Below are 19,594 nucleotides of genomic sequence, written 5' to 3' on the forward strand. Positions count from 1 at the left end.
CCTTTATTTGATTAAATTGACGTCTTTTAAGACGAAAGCCAGTTGCTCGGTAGAAGCGGTAGTCGAACTGGCGCATACGGTATAAATGTTGGTTTCGTGAATGGCAATGCAGTTTTCAGAGAGCGTGTTGCCGTCTTCAGTGGGTTGGCTGAAACGGTAGTTCATGCGGTTGTCAGTCGCAATGCCCACGCGCATATTATCCATGCCCTTAGCAGATTGAAGGGTTTCTTTTAAATGGGTGAAATAAGCTTTGGCATCGGTTTTGGCTTTGCCCAAGTTGGCGGTATAGAGCGTGATGCCGGAAGCATTGTCGCGTTGTAGCAAGGTCAGCTCATCAGCCGAAATGCCTTCGGGATGTAAATTCTGATCGTCAATCACATCGGTAAATTGAGTATTTTCAATCATGATGCGAATTTTACTGTCTTTGCTGTTCAGCTCTTGCACGGTGTTTTCTTTTACTATCGGCGCAGACGCGGCGGAAGCTGCTGAGGCCGCCGAAGCGATTGGTTCGGAAGCAGCGGCTGGGGCAGGCGTTTCGCTGACTTTATTGCACGCACTCAGCAATAGTAAAACAAGGATAGACAGTAAAAATTTTGTATTCATGTTGATGACTCATTGTCTTCTCATGGTCAAATGGTTTCAGATGGCCTTATTCAGCTTGCTGGGATTGTGGCAAGGTAGCAATTGCTTGGGTAAATTCCGAAACATCATTAAAACTTTTATAAACCGAAGCGAAGCGAACATAGGCCACTTGGTCGATTTTGGCCAATTCTTCCATCGCCATTTCTCCGACCAGTTGTGATGGCACTTCTTTTTTGCCCAGTTGATACAGGCGCTGCTCAATTAGGGCAACGGTTTCGTCGATTTTTTCTGGAGTAACAGGGCGTTTGTGCAGGGCGCGGGAAAGGCTGGTGTGAAGCTTGTGCGGGTTGAAGTTGACGCGGCTGCCATTGGTTTTCAACACTTGTGGCATACGCATTTCAACCGTTTCAAAGGTGCTGAAGCGTTGTCCGCAAGACACGCAGCGGCGACGGCGGCGGATGCTGTTGGTTTCTTCCAGCAGGCGCGAGTCGGTAACCTGTGTGTTGGCGTGTTGGCAAAACGGACATTTCATATGCAGCTAAATCGTTTGTTTGTAAATAGATATTGTAACTGATAGCCGCATATCCGTATAGCGGAAAAGAATAGCAGAGGCCGTCTGAAACGTTTCAGACGGCCTTTGTCAATCAAACAATTTTAGCAAGACACGCCGACAGCACGCGCCAGCGCCAAACCTTCTTCAACGCTCATGTAAATAGCGGTATGCGGTTTGTCGGAGTGGACAATATCGCCTTGGTGGAACATCACCAATTCATTCACCGCCAATTGGTGCCAAGTTTCGTCGCGGGTCAACGGTAGCGTAGCGATAACGGCAACTTTATCGTTGGGCGTGGTCACTTCGGCAAAATCGACCATCACATCATCATCTAATAAACGGGCTTGACCAAACGGTGCTTTGCGCACGATGTAGTGCAACAAAGTGCTGGCATGGGCAAACAGGTAATCGCCGTTAGACATCACAAAATTAAACAAGCCATAGGTGCGAATCTCGTGGGTTAACTCGCTGATGGCGGCAAACAAAGTGGCTTCATCAGGTTTTTCGCTAAATTGCTGACGTAAGCGGTTGAGAATATAGCAAAAGGCACGTTCTGAATCGGTGCAGCCGACAGCGCGGTAAAAATCGCCTTGTTCTGGTGCAAAATCAATCAGATGGCCGTTGTGGGCAAACAGCCAATATTCGCCCCACATTTCACGCACAAACGGATGCGTATTGACGAGCGAAGTTTGGCCTTGGGACGCTTTGCGGATGTGCGCGATGACGTTTTCTGATTTGATGGGATAATCGCGCACCAAATCAGCCACAGGGGAATTGGCACTCGGTTTGTCGTCATGAAACAGGCGGATGCCTTTGCCTTCGAAAAAGCCGATGCCAAAACCATCTGCGTGGTGGTCGGTGAGGCCGCCACGCCGTCTGAAACCTTCAAACGAAAACGTGATGTCGGTAGGGGTGTTGCAGTTCATGCCGAGCAGTTGGCACATGGGCAAAGCCTTTATGAATGTGAGAGCGAGACATTAGATTATGGTATATCAGACCAGGGATTTCAATAGCTTTGTGGTGCTATGGTTAGCGTGAATCGGAATATGGCTTGAGGCCGTCTGAAAGGGTTGAACAGTTCAATCTTTCAGACGGCCTTTTTCATCATTCAATCTCGCTTACAAATAAGGCTGTAATGTGCGCTCAAGAATGGCCATATCGGTGATTTCGGTAATATTGGCTTCGCCTAGCCGGTTTAAACCGATAAAACGCATCACGCCGCTGCTGACTTTTTTGTCGTGGCTCATGTGCTCAATCCATTTTTCAAAGGCAAACTGCGGCGGAGCGGCAGGCAGCTTGGCAGCTTCCAGTAAAGCAGCGATGCGCTGGGTATCGGCAGTGGTGGTTTTGCCCAGCTGTTCTGATAAGCGGGCGGCTAAGACGGTGCCGGCGGCGACGGCTTCACCGTGTAACCAAACGCCGTAGCCCATTTCGGCTTCAATCGCATGGCCGAAAGTGTGGCCTAGATTGAGCCATGCACGGATGCCTTGTTCGGTTTCGTCTTGTGCCACGATGTCGGCTTTCATTTTGCAGCAATGATAAACTGCTTGTGCCAGTTTTTCTGGATGTTGCGCCATTAAATCGGGCATATTTTGCTCTAACCAAGCGAAGAAATCGGCATCGCCCAGCGCACCGTATTTCACCACTTCGGCCATGCCGGCAGACAATTCGCGCTGCGATAAGGTTTGCAGTGTGCTCAAATCGGCGAGTACGGCTTGTGGCTGGTAAAACGCGCCAATCATGTTTTTACCCAAGGGATGATTGATGGCCGTTTTGCCGCCGACGGAAGAATCCACTTGGCTTAACAAGGTAGTCGGCACTTGGATAAACGGTGCACCGCGTTGGTAAGTGGCTGCAGCGAAACCGACCATATCGCCAATCACGCCGCCACCCAATGCGATTAAGGTGGTTTTGCGTTCCGCACGGTTTTGCATCAAACCATCGAAAATCAGGTTTAAGGTTTGCCAGTTTTTATGTTCTTCGCCATCGGGAAGAATAATGCTGAAATGGGCGATGCCAAGTTTGTCTAAGGCCGTCTGAAAGCTTTTCAAATACAGCGGAGCAATGGTTTCATTGGTGATGATGGCGGCTTTTTTGGTCAAATAAGGCTGCAACAATTCATCGGCTTGCGCTAGTAGGTTTTGGCCGATGAAAATCGGATATTGATGTGAAGGGGTTTGAACGCTTAGGGTATGCATGATAATTCCTACGGTGTGTCGGTTGGCGAAAAAGGCCGTCTGAAAGCATGAGGAAACCTGTTTTCAGACGGCCTTTGCCGAAATATATGTTTAAAATAAAAATGATACAGCGTTATTCGCGCTTATGTATTGAGCTGTACACAGCGGTCGTTGTTGCTTTGTCTGAATTTCTATTTTAAAACGACTAGAATTGCCATCTGTGTTAACCGGCTTGTAGGGCGTTGAGCAGGCGGTTGACGGTTTTTTGATAATTTTCTGATTCAATGACCAGATGGGCGGTTTCGCGGTAGATACTGTCGCGAATATCATATAGTTCTTGCAGCTTGGCCAACGGGTCTTCAACTTGTAACAAGGGGCGGTTGGTATCGTAGCGGGTACGTTCCAACAGAATTTCCGGGCGGGTGTGCAGATAAATAACAGTGCCGTGTTCTCTTAAGCATTTGCGGTTTTCTTCACGCAAGGGTGCGCCGCCGCCGGTAGATAAAACGATATTTTCTAAGGCGCACAGCTTTTGGAGCATATTGCTTTCACGGTCACGAAAACCTTGTTCGCCTTCCATTTCAAAAATAGTCGGAATGGAGACGCCCGAAGCCACGCAGATTTCATGGTCGCTGTCGTAAAAAGGGCGGTCGAGCATTTGAGCGATGTGTTTGCCCAAAGTGGTTTTGCCGGCGCCCATCAGCCCGATAAAAATTAAGTTGCCGTTGATTTTTTCCATAATAGCGGCATTCTATACGAAATTGGCAGGAAAATGTTTTATCCTGAATGTTTCTCATTTTTTACGCAAGGAAATATTAAAACGGGCATACATTTGAGAATATGTATGCCCGTTTGGCAGGATTAGTAGCGCAAGTTGTTGCCTACGCTATCCATGATGCGCGGCGTGATGAAAACCAGCAATTCACGGCGCGCTTCATTGCGGCTGCGAGATTTGAACAAATTGCCCACTACCGGAATGTCACCCAATAAAGGTACTTTGTTGACCGTATTGGAATTTTCTTCCTCGTAAATACCGCCCACAATCAAGGTACCTCCATCTTCCACCATGGCTTGTGTGTTCAGACTCTTGGTGCTGATACACATGGTGCTCAATGAATCTACAGTACAGTTTTGCGGTGTATCTTTATTGATTTTCACCGTCATGATGATTTGGCCATCAGGCGTAATATTCGGCGTTACCGTCAAGCCCAATACCGCTTTTTTGAACGATACCGAAGTAGCGCCGCTCGAAGTCGCTTCTTGGTAAGGAATTTCTGTACCCGATTCGATGGTCGCTTCTTTGCGGTCTTGTGTCAGTACGCGCGGATTGGAAATAGTTTTGCTCTTGTTTTGACCTTCAGCAGCGGCCAATTCCAAGCCCAATGCGCCGGAAGCAAATGAGCGAACCAGGGCAATTGAAGTAGTTGCTGCATTGGTGGTTGGTAGGCTGATATTTGGGCTCATTTCCAAAGCGGTTAAGGTTGGAATAGTGGTAGAGCCGCTTAAAATCGCATTGGCAGCAGCGACATTGTTATTGTAAGCAGTCCCCGTATTCTTCACAGCATTTGACCAGCTTGAGCCCCAAGTATTACGGCCTTTCACGCCGGTATAGCCAAATTTCACACCCAAATCGCGTGAGAAGCCTTCATCTGCTTCTACAATTCGTGCTTCAACCATAACTTGGCGTGTCGGTACATCCAGCTCGTTAATCAGCTTGCGGAATTTCTCAATCACGCTGTGATTATCCGTAATAATCAAGGTATTGGTGGCAGGGTCAATCAAGGCGCTGCCGCGGTTGCTCAATAAGGTGTTACGGTTATTGTTGCTATTATTTGTGCTGCCGTTTTCTTCAATACGCAGAATTTTGCGGAATTCTTCAACGTTTTTGTATTTCAATTGGAAGGTTTGTGACAACAATGGGCCTAATTCGGCAATCTCTTTTTCCGCTTGCAAGAATGCTTTATCTTTAGCCAACAATTCATCGCGCGGAGCGATATTGATGATATTACCTTGGCGACGCATGTCTAAATTACGCGCCTGCATCACCAAATCCAATGCTTGATCCCAAGGCACGTCTTTTAACGACAAAGTCATTTTGCCGTTAACCGTATCGCTGGCCACGATATTCATGCCTGATTCTTTAGACAAAATCTGCAAAATAGTGCGAACTTCTACATCTTGGAAATCTAAAGAGATTTTGCGGCCGTTGAAAGATTTGTTGGCATTATTGCGTAAGCCACGGCTTTCAGTCGTAGCAGCTTTTGGCACAATTTCAAAAGTATGACGACCAGCAGCAGATTGGGTGCTGATGTCCCAGTTGCCTTTGGTGCGGATAATCAATTGTGTTGCATTACCAATGCGTTTTAACGTTACGTTTTGCACCGGTGTATTGAAATCGCCTACATCTAAATTGCGTTGCGCTTGAGTGGGCAGGGGGTGATTTTTAAGGTAATTACCACACGGTCACGCTCTTGCTTCACATCAGGGCTGCCGGAGAAGGTAGGGGCGGATAATTCTACAACACCAGAGTTACGCGAACCTTTGCGGAAATCAACATTGGCACTGGTGGCGACTTGGCTGGCTTGAGTAGCACGTGCTGCGGCAGGAGTAGGGGCAGGTGCGGGAGCCGAATAAGAGGCTGCTGGTGCAGCTACATTTTGATCAGAGGCTTCGCTGACATAAACCCATACTTCGTCACCACGGATTTCGGTGTTGTATTGACCAGTTTTGTTCAAGCCTAACAAAATGCGGGCGCGATCGTTATTCTGAGCCGCGGTAATTTGGGTTAATAAAGGGTCTGAATATTCCAATACCGGTTGCGATAATTGAATATTGGTATTGGCAAAATCCAAGGCGATGCGTGCAGGTGTAGAAGTCACAAAGCCGGTGGGGCTGGTAATGTCGCGATCAAAACGGATTTTGATAATTTTTTGATTATCAGGCAAAGTCGATACGTTGATATCGGTAATATTGCCGGCAAAGGCCGTCTGAACAGCCATTGCCATACTCAGAGCAGCAAAGAGTTTTGTCATGCGGTTGATTTTCATAAAGTGAGACCCCTTAATTAATTTGTAACAAGCGCAGCATTTTCGCCGACAGGTGCAGATTGTTGTGCTGTAGGTGTAGCGGTTTGTGGCAGGTTGCTGCTGTCCGATTGGCTGCTTAAAGGTAATTCGGCTGTGCGGTAAATCCAGTTGCCGTAGCTGTCTTCAACCATTTCGGTAATGATGATTTTATCTTCAGTAATCCGTTGGATTTTACCGTAATTTTGTCCAATGTAATTACCCGGTACAACGGTGTAAACGTGATTTTCAGCTTGGATGAAGCCGGAAATACGGTTGCCGCTGCGCAAGCTGCCCACATAGCGAAGATTTTCTAAGCTGAAGGCCTCCAAAGTCTCTTTGGTGCGGCGCAGGTTAGGTGCATTGCTGCCGGTTCGTACAGTCAAATTTTGCAAGCGTCGAGAATCGAATGCGTTCGGACCGGAGTAGCTTGGCGGAATATACGCTTTAGGCGGCGTCACAGTCGGTTCTTCAAACGGAATAATGTGTTTCTTGGCATCAGCGCGGGTTTGCGTCATCCATTGACTTAAATCATCATAAGTCGGGGTGCATGCCGCAAGGCTGAAAACGCCTAGGAGTAAGATAGTATTTTTCATGATTTCCCTATGTTACTTTTTCTATTCCTGTGGCTTACCGGAATCGCCGTTTTGTTTGGCTTCTTCGGCTGCTTGTTGTTCGGCGGCAACTTCTTCGGCAGGGCGTGCTTTATAGGTGGTCGCTGTTGCGCTCAGAGTGAGTAAGTCACCTTTACCATCTTTGCTGTTTTTGTCTTCCGTTGATTGTGTGATTTTCAAGGATTCCAAAGTAATAATGCGTGAAAGCTCGCCGACATCACGGGTAAACTGGCTGATTTGGTTGTATTTGCCGGTAATCGCAATTTCATAAGGCAGCTTTTCAATAGGGCCATCAGGTACTGATGGTTGTGGCAACACGCTGTCTAAGCGCAAACCGTTGGTTGAGCCGGCCTGATGCAATTCTTGAATCAGCGTTGGAATCTCGGCATCAGTCGGCAATTGTTTGAGCAATACATTGAATGCTGAGCGAATCGATGTTAATTCAGCTTGCAGATTATTCAGGCTAGCAGCCTCAATACTTTTTTTGGTGTAAGTCTCCTTGAGCTTAACTTCGGTTTCTTCATGTTGTGCCAATGTTTCTAATTGACCTTTGAATAAAGCAAAGTAGCCAATCACCAAAATGGCTAAAATCACCAATGCCGCCAAAAACAGCTTGGCAGGTGTGCTGAGCAAGTAAAGGTTTTGAACATCAATGTCTTTTAATTTCTTTGCGGCCATTTAGTTTGCCTCCTGTACAGGTGTCGTCTGAAGCGTAGCTTCCGAAGCGGTAAGGTTGGCCACAGGAGCGCTGTTTTGAGTCAGTAAGACACGCAGAGTAAATTCTTGATAGTTTTCTACTTTTTTAATGCTTAACAGTTCGGGCTGGGAGAATACACCTGTGCTTGGCAATGCGCGCATAAATACGGCGATTTTGTTGTCGCTGATAGCGCGGCCGGTTACTTTGTAGGTGGTCGGATTTTCAGCTTCCAAAGCAGTCAGGTAGGTATTGTCAGGCGTCAAAACATTCAGCGTATCAATAATATATGCCGCTTGCGAGCGGTTTTCTTGCAATTCTTCAACCTTGATTTTCTTAGCTAAGAAATTTTCTTTTTCTGCTTGCAGCTTTTTGATTTCGCCCAAATCGTCATCCAGTTTTTTGATTTCCGACTCAAGGAATGCATTGCGACCTTGTTGGCTATCGATGGCGCTATTAATACTCAGATAGGTCAATGCCGATAAGCCCAAGCCAATCAGCAAGGCAGTCAGCATTAATATTTTGAACTGTTGCTTTTTACGTTGTCTAATCTCTTCCCGATAAGGAAGCAGGTTGATTTTAATAAGTTCAATCATATTACAATCCCCTTAAAGCTAATCCGAAAGCCATGGTTAATGATGGCGCATCTATTTGTAATTGTGGTAAATCTACTTTGCTGCTTCGTTCAGTGTAGGTTACTGGATGAACGCATTGGGTCGGCGTATTGGTTTGCGAGAAAATGCTTTCCGCCAAACCGTTTTGCTGAGAAGGTGCGCCTGTGAGCAAAATGTGTTTGACGTTAGAGAAAGTCTCCGTGTTTTGCGTGGTGTAGTAAAACTGCAAGACACGTTGCACTTCTTGCGCAACCTGCACGTTGAAACGGTCGGCAATTTGGGTTTGGTAATCTGAAGGCTGGGTTGCCGCTACCATCATTTGCGCCGCTTTTTCTTCGGTAACCTGATAAGTGCGCTGGATTAATTGATTTAATTGTTCGGCGCTGACCGGTGTTTCTTGTTTGTAGAGGATTTGACCGTTTTGCATAATCAGCGCATACATTTGTGTGGCATAGATGCCGAATACGGCGATTTTTTCATTGGTCAATTCAGGCGCATGGTGGTTGATCCAATAGGCATAAGCATTGCGCTGTGCCAATAAATCCAAATCCATGGCAGACAAATCCATGCCCGCATTTTCAAACATCTCAATGCGTGGTTCGATGTCGTCTTTGCGAGAGGCTACCAGCAGCATGTGCTGACCGGCAGGGGAAACGGAAGTACCGGTTACTTGGTAATCGTAGTTCATCTCTTCAACCGGACCGATTTGGGACACTTCGGATTCAGCAAAATCTTCCAAATCTAAATCAGTGTGTTTCGGGTTGTAGATAATTTGTTCTACGGTTGCAGTGCTTTGCGGAATGGCGGCAACGAAATTTTTGCAAGAGGTGCGTAACTGGGTGTAGCTATGTTGCAAATAAGTAACAAGTTGTTCGTAGTCTTGAATTTTGTTACCTTTAACAATATTCTTAGGCAGTTTGGTGATAACGTATTTTTCCAACTGAATTTGGTTTAAACTACGTCCTGACAGCTGAACCATCTTGATGGCATGTTGGCTGATGTCTATGCCGATAGCTGCACGGTTGCTCAACCCGCTTGGTGTTTTATTGGTTTTTGTAGTTGTATTTTTAGTGCTTTTTGATAAGCGCATAATATGACTTCCCTGTATCATTACGAAGTGAGTAACAGTTTCGATATCCGTGAGGGATTCTTTTCTTTGCACACTGGTAACTGTTTTTTATAGAAACCGTTAGCTATTTTACTTTATTTAATGCCTCTGATGGCAAAATATTAATTGGTCATGATTAAAAAGATTATAACTACTTGTATTGGGTTGCTCCTTGGATTGGTGCTTTTTGGTATTGGATTGATTGCAATAGCAATTTTAGTCACTTATCCGAAACTCCCTTCGCTGGATACTTTACAACACTACCAACCGAAAATGCCGCTTACGGTTTATTCTTCAGACGGCGAAGTGATTGGTTTATATGGAGAAGAGCGTCGTGAGTTTACAAAAATTGAAGATTTTCCTAAGGTTCTTAAAGATGCCGTGGTTGCGGCGGAAGATAAGCGCTTTTATGAACACTGGGGGGTGGATGTTATCGGTGTCGCGCGTGCAGTTGTCGGTAACTTAGTAGCAGGCGGCGTTCAATCCGGTGCCAGTACCATTACTCAGCAAGTTGCCAAAAACTTCTATTTGAGCAGCGAGCGTACCTTTACCCGTAAATTCAATGAAGCATTGCTCGCCTATAAAATTGAACAATCATTGAGTAAAGATCAGATTTTGGAATTGTATTTCAACCAAATCTATTTGGGTCAACGTTCCTATGGTTTTACTTCGGCAGCGCAAATCTATTTCAACAAAAGTGTGAAAGATTTGTCTTTGGCCGAGGCGACTATGCTGGCTGGTTTGCCTAAAGCACCTTCGGCGTACAATCCGATTGTGAATCCGGAGCGTGCCAAAATCCGACAGGCGTATATTTTGAACAATATGCTTGAAGAGGGCATGATTACCACGCAGCAACGCGATAAAGCATTGAAAGAAGAGCTGCATTATGAGCACTTTGTTCAGAAAATCGATCAAAGTGCGCTTTATGTGGCCGAGATGGTGCGTCAAGAGTTATACGAGAAATATGGTGAAGACGCCTACACCCAAGGCTTTAAGGTATATACCACGGTCAGCACTGACCATCAGAAAGCGGCAACTGCTGCGCTGCGTCGTACTTTGCGTAACTTCGATCGCGGTAGCAGCTATCGTGGGGCAGAAAATTTTATTGATTTATCCAAAGTCGATGATGTGGAAGATGCGGTTAGCCAACATCTTTCAACCCTCTATACCGTAGATGGTATGGTGCCGGCGGTTGTATTGGATACGACTAAGAAAAGCATTCAGATTCAATTGCCGAGCGGCCGTAAAGCAACATTAAATAGCGGTGCATTAGGTTTTGCTGCACGTGCAGTAGAAAATAAGAAAATGGGTGACGACCGCATTCGTCGTGGTTCGATTATCCGTGTGAAAGGTAGTGGTGACAGCTGGCGAGTGGTTCAGGAGCCATTGTTGCAAGGTGCGCTGGTGTCGTTGGATGCTAAAACCGGTGCAGTACGCGCGTTGGTGGGTGGTTATGATTACCACAGTAAAACGTTTAACCGAGCAACTCAGGCCATGCGTCAACCGGGCTCAGCGTTTAAACCATTCGTGTATTCGGCTGCGTTGGCCAAAGGCATGACTGCTTCGACTCAGATTAACGATGCACCGATTTCCTTGCCGGGTAAAGGCCCTAATGGCACGACTTGGACACCTAAAAACTCAGACGGTCGCTATTCAGGATATATTACTTTGCGCCAAGCGTTGACTGCTTCAAAAAATATGGTGTCTATCCGTATTTTGATGTCGATTGGTGTGAACTATGCGCAACAGTATATCCAGCGTTTTGGCTTTAAGCCGTCTGAAATTCCACCGATTTTGTCGATGGCTTTGGGTACGGGTGAAACCACACCGTTGCGCATGGCAGAAGGTTATGCTGTATTTGCCAATGGCGGTTACCGCGTATCGGCGCATGTGATTGATAAGATTTACGACAGCCAAGGCCGCTTGCGTGCGCAGATGCAGCCGTTGGTGGCTGGAGAAAATGCGCCGCAGGCAATTGATCCGCGTAATGCGTATATCATGTATAAAATCATGCAGGATGTGGTGCGTTCCGGTACGGCGCGCAGTGCAAATGCTTTAGGTCGTTCGGATATTGCTGGCAAAACCGGCACGACTAACGACAATAAAGATGCATGGTTTATCGGTTTCAATCCGAGTGTGGTTACGGCGGTATATATCGGTTTCGACAAACCGAAGAGCATGGGACGTGCAGGCTATGGCGGTACAATTGCTGTGCCGGTATGGGTTGAGTACATGCGCTTTGCACTGAAAGGTACGAAAGCAACAGGCATGAAATCCCCGGAAGGAATGGTCACTAAAAACGGTGAATATTACATGCGGGAGCGTCAGGTAACCAGCAGTGATTTGTCGCTGGATAATAGAGGCAGCGTACCGCGTAATAATGCTGCGCCACGACGTGCTAGTCCTAGTGCTGCCGAAACGCGGAGACAAACGAATGAAGCAACACCGTCCGAGCCGGTAGAAAAGCCTTTGCCACCTACCAGTAGTCATGATGGCGGCAACAAACAGTTGGATTCGTTGTTTTGATGATGTGAAAGGCCGTCTGAAACGTTTCAGACGGCCTTGTTTTTATTATTTGCCTGTGATTTGCGGTTTATCAATACCGCATGGGCTACACTTGGTTACAATATTTTAATCGTTTGATTGCATTCCGGCTATTTCTGCATGATGATGGGCAAACCATTCGCCAACAACTTGATTTACTTCCTCAATGCCTTGTTTTTTTAAGCTGGAAAAGAGTTGAATGCTGATGCGTTGGCGCTCCATGTAAGGTTTGAGCGATTTTTTTACCACACCCAGCGTTTTAATTTGGTCGTTTTTGGAAAGTTTGTCGGCTTTTGACAACAGAATATGCACCGGTCGGCCGGTAATATGGAAAAAGTCCAACATCTGAATATCCAAGGCTTTTAACGGATGGCGGGCATCCATAATCAGTACTAAACCAATGAGCTGATGGCGGGTCTGTAAATAGTCCCCTAAGAGTTTCACCCAGTGCGCACGGATGGCTTCTGGTACTTGTGCATAGCCGTAGCCGGGTAGGTCGACCATGAAGTTGCCGTTGGTCAGCTCAAAGAAATTGATGTGTTGCGTGCGGCCGGGGGTTTTGGAAACATAAGCCAAGCGCACATGATTGGTAAGTGTGTTAATCGCGCTGGATTTGCCCGCATTACTGCGTCCGACAAAGGCGATTTCGGCCGGTGTGTCGGGTAAATCTTTCAAATGATTAACGGTGGTGAAGAATTTTGCGTTTTGGAAGAGATTCATAGTAGTAATTTAATGTAAATTTAGTATAGAATACCATGTTTATAGAATCATCGGTTTTAATCCGGTAAAAATATATCCGGTATTTGAGTATAAAAAAGGCATTGTTTCGCTACGCAATGCTGTAATCAGGAGCACTCCATGAAACGATTCACTTTATTGGCTTTAGCCTTGGCAGCTGGTGCGGTAACGGCTGCGCCAAAAGCCGATGTGGCAAAAGGCAAAGAAATTGCAAACAACGTTTGTGCGGCGTGTCACGCTGCCGACGGTAACAGTGGTATTGCCATGTATCCGAAAGTATCTGCCCAACACGAGGCTTATATTTTCCAACAAACGATGGATATTAAAGAAGGCAAACGTATCCACGGTTCTGCTGCGGCGATGAAACCTTTGGTGATGGGTTTGTCTGAGCAAGACATCCGCGATGTGTCTGCTTTCTATGCTAAGCAACAAGCCAAACCGGGTGAAACCAATCCAAAAGAAAATGCGGAATTGGGTGCGAAAATTTTCCGTGGCGGTATTGCGGATAAGAAAGTACCGGCTTGTATGTCATGCCACGGCCCGAGCGGTGCAGGTATGCCGGGCGGTGGTGCCGATATTATCGCCTATCCGCGCATTGGTGGTCAGCACAAAGCCTATATCGTGGCACAAATGCAGGCTTACCAATCTGGTCAGCGTGAAAACGCGATGATGCAGGATATTGCCAAACGCATGTCGGCTGAAGAATTGGAAGCAGTAGGTAACTTCATTCAAGGTCTGCATTAATTTGCACGATTACGCGATTGCATAATAAGGCCGTCTGAAAGAATTTGATTTCAGACGGCCTCAAGCACATACGGTAACAAATCATTTAAAATAATTATCAATATTTTCTGATTAATTGAATCAGGTGATTATACTGTATTTTTAAAGTTGTTGTATAGAATCTACATTTTATGAGCACTACTTCAAAACCCGTTCCGTTTATCCGTCGGCCATGGTTTGCTTTTTTAAGCTCCATGCGCTTTGCCGTTGCCCTGTTGAGCTTATTGGGTGTGGCTTCGATTATCGGAACGGTGTTGCAGCAAAATCAGCCGCAAGTGAACTATGTGGTGAAATTTGGTCCGTTTTGGTCGCAGATTTTCGGCTTCTTGGGCTTGTACGATGTGTATGCCTCGCTTTGGTTTGTCATCATCATGCTGTTTTTGGTGATTTCAACCAGCTTGTGTCTGATTCGCAATGTGCCGCCGTTTTTGCGTGAGATTAAATCCTTTCGTGAAAATGCCAAAGAGAAATCACTGGCAGCCATGCGCCATTCTACAGAGTTGCCGCAAAATATTTCACCTGACGTGGCGCAGCGCTATTTGGAAGTGCAGGGCTTTTCGGCCAAAACCGTGCAGCGTGATGACGGCTCGGTGTTGGTGGCAGCTAAAAAAGGCGCGATGAACAAATGGGGCTATATTTTTGCCCACGTTGCGCTGATTGTGATTTGTATCGGTGGCTTGATTGACAGTAATTTGTTGCTCAAAGTCGGTATGCTCACCGGCCGTATTGTGCCGGACAACAACGCCATGTACGCCAAAGATTTTAAGCCGGAAAGCGTGTTGAGTACCGCTAATCCGTCCTTCCGCGGCAACGTCAACATCAACGAAGGGCAGAGCGCCGATGTGGTGTTTGTGAGTGCGGATAGCGGCATGCTGGTGCAGGATTTGCCGTTTGAAGTGAAGCTGAAAAAATTCCACATCGATTTCTACGATACCGGCATGCCGAAAGACTTTGCCAGCGATTTGGAAGTGACTGACAAAGCTACCGGCGAAAAAATCGAGCAAACCATCCGCGTTAACCATCCGCTGACCTTACACGGCATCACCATTTACCAAGCCAGCTTTGCTGATGGCGGCTCGGATTTGAAATTTAAAGCGTGGAGCTTGAGCGATCCAAGTCGCCAATCGATTGAGCTGAAAGCCACGTCGATGCGCGATTTTCCGTTTAATATCGGCGATACCTCATACCGTTTGGAATTTGATCAGTTTACGGCCATGAACGTTGAAGACATGAGTAAGCCGTCTGAAAAAGCGGATGCCGGTTTGCAGGGCACGATTAACGATGTGCGCGCCGTATCGCAGGAAAACAAAAAATTCACCAACATCGGCCCATCAATTATCTACCGCTTGCGTGACAGCGCAGGACAGGCTGTTGAATACAAAAACTACATGCTGCCGATTAAGCAGGAAGAGGATTATTTCTTCATCACCGGCACGCGTGCAGGCTTGGCGCAACAATACCGCTGGCTGCGTATCCCGATGGATAAAAGCGGCAAAGTTGATACCTTTATGGCTTTGCGCGAGTTGCTGAAAGATGAAGCTGAGCGCAACAAAGTGGTGCAGCAGGCCACGCTTGGTGCGCCGTCTGAAATCAGTGAGCAGTTTAAGCAGGCAGCGACCAATACCTTGAGTATTTTTGCACAAGGTGGCTATTTGGCCTTGGATGAGTTTGTTACGAAAAACATTCCAAAAGAGCAGCAGGAAAAAATGCAGGGCTATTTCTATCAAATGCTGTTTGGCGTGATGAATGCTGCCGTTGATGAAACCCTGAAAAAATATAATTTACCCGCTTGGCCGCAAGATGAAGCGCGTAATCGTTTTGTGCTGCACAGCATGGATGCCTACACCGGTTTGACCGAATATCCGGCGCCGATGTTGCTGCAACTTGACGGCTATACCGAAGTGCGCTCATCAGGCTTGCAGATGACGCGTTCGCCGGGCGCATCATTGGTGTATTTAGGCTCGGTTTTGCTGGTGCTGGGCACGATTTTCATGTTCTACATTCGTGAAAAACGCGCATGGCTGCTGTTTTCAGACGGCCGCATCCGCTTTGCCATGTCATCAAGCCGTAACGAGCGCGATTTACAAAAAGAATTTCCGCAACACACCCAGCGTTTGCAACAGCTGGCGAAGGATTTAAACCATGACCACACAAAATAAAGCCGTGCCTGAACACGAGCTCTTAACACACAAATCATTCATGCGCAGCCTGAATGCCTTGGATTGGGGCTTTGCTTTAGTCATTGCCGCCATTGCCTATTTTGCGCAAACCCACGTCGGCCATCACATGGATATTTATGAGATGGTGATTTTATGGGCAAGCGCCGGTATTGCCGTGTTCTTGGGCTGGTTTTTCAAACCGATGCGTTGGTATATCGTGCTGTGTTTGGCCTTGGTTTATGCAGCAGTGAATTTGTACGCGGGCGACATCAAGAATGCAGACAGCTTCTTGCTGAAATATTTCCTAAGCAGCCAATCGGCGATTATGTGGCAATGCGCGTTTGTGTTTTTTGCGCTGTTTGCCTACATTGCCGGCGCAATTATTGCCAACCGCCAACATCAGGAAACCAATACCTTGCTCGGCATGGGCACAGTATTCGGCTGGATTTCTGCGGTGGCCGGCTTTACCGGTTTGTTGGTTCGCTGGCATGAAAGCTATTTGCTGCGTCCGGATGCCGGTCATATTCCGGTATCCAACCTGTATGAAGTGTTTATTTTGTTCTTGGTGATTACCGGTTTGATGTATGTGTATTACGAAGGCCGTTTTGCCGTGCAGAAGCTGGGCGGGTTCGTCTATACCTTTATGGCGGTGGTGGTGTGTTTTGTGTTGTGGTACAGCATTTCGCGTGAAGCGCACACCATTCAGCCTTTGGTTCCAGCCTTGCAGTCGTGGTGGATGAAGATTCACGTTCCGGCCAACTTTATCGGCTACGGCGCATTCTGTATTGCCGCCATGTTGGGTGTGGCGGAACTGTGGTCGTTGCGCAGCGAAGAGAAGGGCAAGAAATCATGGTTGCCTGCTTCGCAAGTGATTGAAGAAATGATGTATAAAGCGATTGCTGTCGGTTTCTTGTTTTTCACCATCGCGACGATTCTCGGCGCTTTGTGGGCAGCAGATGCATGGGGTCGCTACTGGAGCTGGGACCCGAAAGAAACATGGGCGTTTATCGTGTGGTTGAATTACGCAGTTTGGTTGCATTTGCGCTTGGTAGCCGGTTGGCGTGGCCGTGTATTGGCATGGTGGGCGATTATCGGCTTGTTTGTCACTGCCTTTGCCTTTATCGGCGTGAACATGTTCTTGAGCGGTTTGCACTCTTACGGTACGCTGTAAATCTTATCGTAAAGGCCGTCTGAAACGGGATTGTTTCAGACGGCCTTTTTATCATTTTAAATGGATTCAATCCAATTAGTTTTTATCCAAGTCCAAATCGGCTTTGTATTCGATACGGCCATGGTCTTTGTCTTCAATCGATACGTCTAATTCATGGTTGCCGCGTTTGAATTTCAAATCGGCATCGTCGCGTTTGATTTCAGACTCAACCACTTTGAAGCCTTTGCGTTTAGCGTGGGCAATCACTTTTTTGGCCAAGGCTGGAATTGAAGTATGGCGTGAAGACAGCTCGGCTTCGTATTCAAATTCGCCATTGCCTTGACGGTCGGCTTTGATGGTTTTCGCGCCGGCAGGTTTGTAGATTTCAGACGGCACTGGTGCGGCAAACGCGCTGGCTGAAAACAGAGCCAAAATACCGGTCAACATCAAAGATTTGGTTTTATTCATGATAGATTCCTTTTCTTCAAGGGTATTAAATTTGTGATGTAGCGGATTGTAGCGCCGGCCTGAAAAAATCGGCAAGCGGCTAAACCAGCTTTTACCTTGGCGGATTTTCTTACCATTTGGCCTACGACTCTTTGCAAAATCTGCGGAAACTTACGCAAATTGCTGCGCATAAATCAGTAAAAAACTAAGCTTTAAACATAGTCTTCATCAATGTGCGCAGCAAGCAAGATTAAAATCGGCTAAAATACAGCATTATTTTTTCAGACGGCCTTAAGCTATGTTGGTATTGGGAATCGAATCTTCTTGTGATGAAACCGGTGTTGCCTTGTATGACACCGAACGCGGCTTGCTGGCGCATCATCTGCACACGCAAATGGCCATGCATGCCGAATATGGCGGCGTGGTGCCTGAATTGGCCAGCCGTGACCATATCCGCCGCGTGGTGCCGCTTACCGAAGGCGCGTTGCAGGAAGCCGGTGTCGGCTATGACGATATTGATGCGGTGGCTTTCACCCAAGGGCCGGGCTTGGGTGGGGCACTGTTGGCCGGTTCCAGCTATGCGAATGCCTTGGCCTTTGCACTCAATAAGCCGGTGATTCCGGTGCACCATTTGGAAGGGCATTTATTGTCGCCATTGCTGGCAGATGAAAAACCGGAATTTCCGTTTGTCGCCTTGTTGGTGTCGGGCGGCCACACGCAATTTATGGCGGTGCGCGGTATTGGCGATTACACGCTGCTGGGCGAAAGCGTGGATGACGCGGCGGGCGAAGCATTTGATAAAACCGCCAAGCTGCTGGGTTTGCCGTATCCGGGCGGGGCAAAATTGTCGGAGTTGGCCAAATTAGGCACGCCTGATGCGTTTACCTTTCCGCGCCCGATGCTGCATTCGCACGATTTGCAAATGAGCTTTTCCGGCTTGAAAACTGCCGTGTTGACTGCGGTGGAAAAAGTACGCGCGGAAACGGGCAGCGATGAGATTCCCGAGCAAACGCGCAACGATATTTGTCGCGCATTTCAAGATGCCGTGGTCGATGTGTTGATTGCCAAATCGAAAAAAGCCTTGCTGGATACCGGATTCCGCACCTTGGTGGTGGCCGGTGGTGTGGGGGCAAACTGGAAGCTGCGCGACGAATTCAGTCGCTTGAGTGTGACCATGCCGTCTGAAAAAGGCAAGCCGAAACCAAAACAAGAAGCGGTAAACGTGTTTTTCCCGCCGATGGCTTATTGCACCGATAACGGCGCGATGATTGCTTTTGCGGGCGCCATGCGTTTGCAGGACAGACAACAGGCTGCCGGTTTTAATGTGAAACCGCGCTGGCCGCTGTCGGATATTGTGAAAGCATGATGCTTTCACCTGATTGAACAAAAAGGCCGTCTGAAATCAAATTCTTTCAGACGGCCTTTCATGTATCTAAACCAATTTATTTTTGGTTTTTCTCAATAATTTCTTTCAGCTGTGGCATCGGGCTGTAACCACTTTGCGTGCGGCCGTTCGGGAACACGATGGTTGGTGTGCCGGTGAAGCCCAGTTGCTCGCCCAGAGACATGGTTTCGGCAACCGGATTGTCACAGGCTTTGGCGGCAGGCGGGGTTTTGCCTTCGCGCATCCATTCTGTCCATGTTTTGGTGGCGTTTGGTTGGCACCAGATGTTTTCCGCTTTGCGTTGTGCATCAGGGTGCAGGCTGGCGATTGGCATCATGAAGTTGTAAATGGTGATGTCGGTCATTTTGGCAAATTCGTGCTCTAAGCGTTTACAGAATGGGCAATCCGGGTCGCTGAACACGGCTACTTTTAATTTGCCGTTGCCACGCACTTCTTTAATCGCTTTGTCCAAAGGCAGGCTGTCGAAATCAAGCTTGTTCAATTCCGCCGCGCGCTCGTCGGTCAGGCTCTCGCGTGAGTTGACATCAATCAAATCGCCGACCAGCATGTAATCGCCTTTTGAGTCGGTGTAGATAATCTGATTGCCGCTCACAACCACTTCATACACGCCTTGCATCGGGGTTTCGCCCACGCTTATCACTTTTAATTCTTGCGCTTCATACACTTTTTCCAGCTTGGTTTTCAGTGATTCGGCTACGCTTTTATCGGCGGCTTTCGGTGCGGCAGCAGAAGCGGCTGCAGCAGGAGCGGAAGCGGCACCTTTATTGGTCACGGTGGTTTGGCCGCAGGCAACCAAAGGCAGTATGGCCAATGGCAGTAATGTGTTGATTAATTTCAATTTCATGTTGCTCTGAATGAGAATGTAAAAACCGCATTGTAGCAAAACTCGGCGCGCTATGCAGATAAGTTTATTGCTGTATCGCTTGCTGATAAAATGGCTTTTTTCAGGCCGTCTGAAACATCA

17 protein-coding genes and 1 pseudogene are annotated in these 19,594 nt (G+C 47.3%); 5 read left to right on the plus strand and 13 right to left on the minus strand.

Annotated elements, in window-relative coordinates; all coding sequences use genetic code 11:
- Positions 1 to 3: 3 nt before the first annotated feature.
- The 10 genes and pseudogenes from CRG49_RS02250 to pilM form a co-directional block, all read right to left on the minus strand.
- Positions 4 to 603 (minus strand): cytochrome C, encoded by a 600-nt coding sequence (locus tag CRG49_RS02250; RefSeq protein ID WP_095502372.1) that lies wholly within the window; start codon positions 601 to 603, stop codon positions 4 to 6.
- A 46-nt stretch (positions 604 to 649) separates the two neighbouring features.
- A complete protein-coding gene (gene nrdR, locus CRG49_RS02255) occupies positions 650 to 1,114 on the minus strand; it encodes a transcriptional regulator NrdR (protein ID WP_095502373.1) in 465 nt (154 codons plus the stop codon).
- Between the two features lie 122 nt (positions 1,115 to 1,236).
- A complete protein-coding gene (locus tag CRG49_RS02260; RefSeq protein ID WP_095502374.1) occupies positions 1,237 to 2,079 on the minus strand; it encodes a class II glutamine amidotransferase in 843 nt (280 codons plus the stop codon).
- A gap of 174 nt (positions 2,080 to 2,253) precedes the next feature.
- Positions 2,254 to 3,333 carry a 3-dehydroquinate synthase gene (gene aroB, locus CRG49_RS02265; RefSeq protein ID WP_095502375.1) on the minus strand — a complete coding sequence of 360 codons (1,080 nt, stop codon included), beginning with the start codon at positions 3,331 to 3,333 and terminating at the stop codon, positions 2,254 to 2,256.
- Between the two features lie 202 nt (positions 3,334 to 3,535).
- Positions 3,536 to 4,051 carry a shikimate kinase gene (locus CRG49_RS02270; protein WP_095502376.1) on the minus strand — a complete coding sequence of 172 codons (516 nt, stop codon included), beginning with the start codon at positions 4,049 to 4,051 and terminating at the stop codon, positions 3,536 to 3,538.
- A 122-nt stretch (positions 4,052 to 4,173) separates the two neighbouring features.
- Positions 4,174 to 6,359, minus strand: a pseudogene (gene pilQ / locus CRG49_RS02275) (type IV pilus secretin PilQ).
- Positions 6,360 to 6,376: 17 nt separating this feature from the next.
- Positions 6,377 to 6,970: a pilus assembly protein PilP gene (locus CRG49_RS02280; protein WP_095502378.1), complete on the minus strand. Its 594-nt coding sequence runs from the start codon at positions 6,968 to 6,970 to the stop codon at positions 6,377 to 6,379.
- Positions 6,971 to 6,991: 21 nt separating this feature from the next.
- The gene (locus tag CRG49_RS02285; RefSeq protein WP_095502379.1) at positions 6,992 to 7,666 is read right to left on the minus strand and encodes a type 4a pilus biogenesis protein PilO; all 675 of its coding nucleotides are present in this window, start codon (positions 7,664 to 7,666) and stop codon (positions 6,992 to 6,994) included.
- Positions 7,667 to 8,278 (minus strand): PilN domain-containing protein, encoded by a 612-nt coding sequence (locus CRG49_RS02290; protein WP_095502380.1) that lies wholly within the window; start codon positions 8,276 to 8,278, stop codon positions 7,667 to 7,669. It abuts the gene before it with no gap.
- A gap of 1 nt (position 8,279) precedes the next feature.
- Positions 8,280 to 9,386 (minus strand): type IV pilus assembly protein PilM, encoded by a 1,107-nt coding sequence (gene pilM, locus CRG49_RS02295; RefSeq protein ID WP_195714682.1) that lies wholly within the window; start codon positions 9,384 to 9,386, stop codon positions 8,280 to 8,282.
- A gap of 150 nt (positions 9,387 to 9,536) precedes the next feature.
- On the opposite strand from pilM, the gene CRG49_RS02300 reads away from it, so the two are divergent.
- A complete protein-coding gene (locus CRG49_RS02300) occupies positions 9,537 to 11,930 on the plus strand; it encodes a penicillin-binding protein 1A (RefSeq protein WP_095502382.1) in 2,394 nt (797 codons plus the stop codon).
- 105 nt (positions 11,931 to 12,035) lie between these two features.
- Here CRG49_RS02300 and yihA read toward each other — a convergent pair whose 3' ends face one another.
- Positions 12,036 to 12,668 (minus strand): ribosome biogenesis GTP-binding protein YihA/YsxC, encoded by a 633-nt coding sequence (gene yihA, locus CRG49_RS02305; protein ID WP_095502383.1) that lies wholly within the window; start codon positions 12,666 to 12,668, stop codon positions 12,036 to 12,038.
- A 138-nt stretch (positions 12,669 to 12,806) separates the two neighbouring features.
- Here yihA and CRG49_RS02310 point away from each other — a divergent pair, with 138 nt between their 5' ends.
- The 3 genes from CRG49_RS02310 to ccsB all read left to right on the plus strand — a co-directional run bounded on the left by CRG49_RS02310 (position 12,807) and on the right by ccsB (position 16,799).
- On the plus strand, positions 12,807 to 13,430 hold the full coding sequence (locus tag CRG49_RS02310; RefSeq protein ID WP_095502384.1) for a cytochrome c: 624 nt from the start codon (positions 12,807 to 12,809) through the stop codon (positions 13,428 to 13,430).
- Between the two features lie 233 nt (positions 13,431 to 13,663).
- Positions 13,664 to 15,628, plus strand: coding sequence for a cytochrome c biogenesis protein ResB (locus tag CRG49_RS02315; protein ID WP_229437012.1), 1,965 nt, complete (start codon positions 13,664 to 13,666; stop codon positions 15,626 to 15,628).
- The gene (gene ccsB / locus CRG49_RS02320; RefSeq protein WP_095502386.1) at positions 15,612 to 16,799 is read left to right on the plus strand and encodes a c-type cytochrome biogenesis protein CcsB; all 1,188 of its coding nucleotides are present in this window, start codon (positions 15,612 to 15,614) and stop codon (positions 16,797 to 16,799) included. The genes CRG49_RS02315 and ccsB overlap by 17 nt, the downstream gene beginning before the upstream one ends.
- A 75-nt stretch (positions 16,800 to 16,874) precedes the next feature.
- Here the strand turns inward: ccsB and CRG49_RS02325 are convergent, their stop codons facing one another.
- The gene (locus CRG49_RS02325) at positions 16,875 to 17,246 is read right to left on the minus strand and encodes a hypothetical protein (RefSeq protein WP_095502387.1); all 372 of its coding nucleotides are present in this window, start codon (positions 17,244 to 17,246) and stop codon (positions 16,875 to 16,877) included.
- A 277-nt stretch (positions 17,247 to 17,523) separates the two neighbouring features.
- On the opposite strand from CRG49_RS02325, the gene tsaD reads away from it, so the two are divergent.
- The gene (gene tsaD, locus CRG49_RS02330; protein ID WP_095502388.1) at positions 17,524 to 18,591 is read left to right on the plus strand and encodes a tRNA (adenosine(37)-N6)-threonylcarbamoyltransferase complex transferase subunit TsaD; all 1,068 of its coding nucleotides are present in this window, start codon (positions 17,524 to 17,526) and stop codon (positions 18,589 to 18,591) included.
- A 76-nt stretch (positions 18,592 to 18,667) separates the two neighbouring features.
- Here tsaD and CRG49_RS02335 read toward each other — a convergent pair whose 3' ends face one another.
- Positions 18,668 to 19,474, minus strand: coding sequence for a DsbC family protein (locus CRG49_RS02335; protein WP_095502389.1), 807 nt, complete (start codon positions 19,472 to 19,474; stop codon positions 18,668 to 18,670).
- Positions 19,475 to 19,594 lie beyond the last annotated feature (120 nt).

It is taken from the genome of Neisseria sp. N95_16, from assembly GCF_002551535.2.
Taxonomy (GTDB): domain Bacteria; phylum Pseudomonadota; class Gammaproteobacteria; order Burkholderiales; family Neisseriaceae; genus Neisseria; species Neisseria brasiliensis.

Bases quoted from the DNA above. Each gene is read 5' to 3' on its own strand.
- CRG49_RS02250 (WP_095502372.1), bottom strand. From the start codon at position 603: ATGAATACAAAATTTTTACTGTCTATCCTTGTTTTACTATTGCTGAGT.
- nrdR (WP_095502373.1), bottom strand. From the start codon at position 1,114: ATGAAATGTCCGTTTTGCCAACACGCCAACACACAGGTTACCGACTCG.
- CRG49_RS02260 (WP_095502374.1), bottom strand. From the start codon at position 2,079: ATGTGCCAACTGCTCGGCATGAACTGCAACACCCCTACCGACATCACG.
- aroB (WP_095502375.1), bottom strand. From the start codon at position 3,333: ATGCATACCCTAAGCGTTCAAACCCCTTCACATCAATATCCGATTTTC.
- CRG49_RS02270 (WP_095502376.1), bottom strand. From the start codon at position 4,051: ATGGAAAAAATCAACGGCAACTTAATTTTTATCGGGCTGATGGGCGCC.
- CRG49_RS02280 (WP_095502378.1), bottom strand. From the start codon at position 6,970: ATGAAAAATACTATCTTACTCCTAGGCGTTTTCAGCCTTGCGGCATGC.
- CRG49_RS02285 (WP_095502379.1), bottom strand. From the start codon at position 7,666: ATGGCCGCAAAGAAATTAAAAGACATTGATGTTCAAAACCTTTACTTG.
- CRG49_RS02290 (WP_095502380.1), bottom strand. From the start codon at position 8,278: ATGATTGAACTTATTAAAATCAACCTGCTTCCTTATCGGGAAGAGATT.
- pilM (WP_195714682.1), bottom strand. From the start codon at position 9,386: ATGCGCTTATCAAAAAGCACTAAAAATACAACTACAAAAACCAATAAA.
- CRG49_RS02300 (WP_095502382.1), top strand. From the start codon at position 9,537: ATGATTAAAAAGATTATAACTACTTGTATTGGGTTGCTCCTTGGATTG.
- yihA (WP_095502383.1), bottom strand. From the start codon at position 12,668: ATGAATCTCTTCCAAAACGCAAAATTCTTCACCACCGTTAATCATTTG.
- CRG49_RS02310 (WP_095502384.1), top strand. From the start codon at position 12,807: ATGAAACGATTCACTTTATTGGCTTTAGCCTTGGCAGCTGGTGCGGTA.
- CRG49_RS02315 (WP_229437012.1), top strand. From the start codon at position 13,664: ATGCGCTTTGCCGTTGCCCTGTTGAGCTTATTGGGTGTGGCTTCGATT.
- ccsB (WP_095502386.1), top strand. From the start codon at position 15,612: ATGACCACACAAAATAAAGCCGTGCCTGAACACGAGCTCTTAACACAC.
- CRG49_RS02325 (WP_095502387.1), bottom strand. From the start codon at position 17,246: ATGAATAAAACCAAATCTTTGATGTTGACCGGTATTTTGGCTCTGTTT.
- tsaD (WP_095502388.1), top strand. From the start codon at position 17,524: ATGTTGGTATTGGGAATCGAATCTTCTTGTGATGAAACCGGTGTTGCC.
- CRG49_RS02335 (WP_095502389.1), bottom strand. From the start codon at position 19,474: ATGAAATTGAAATTAATCAACACATTACTGCCATTGGCCATACTGCCT.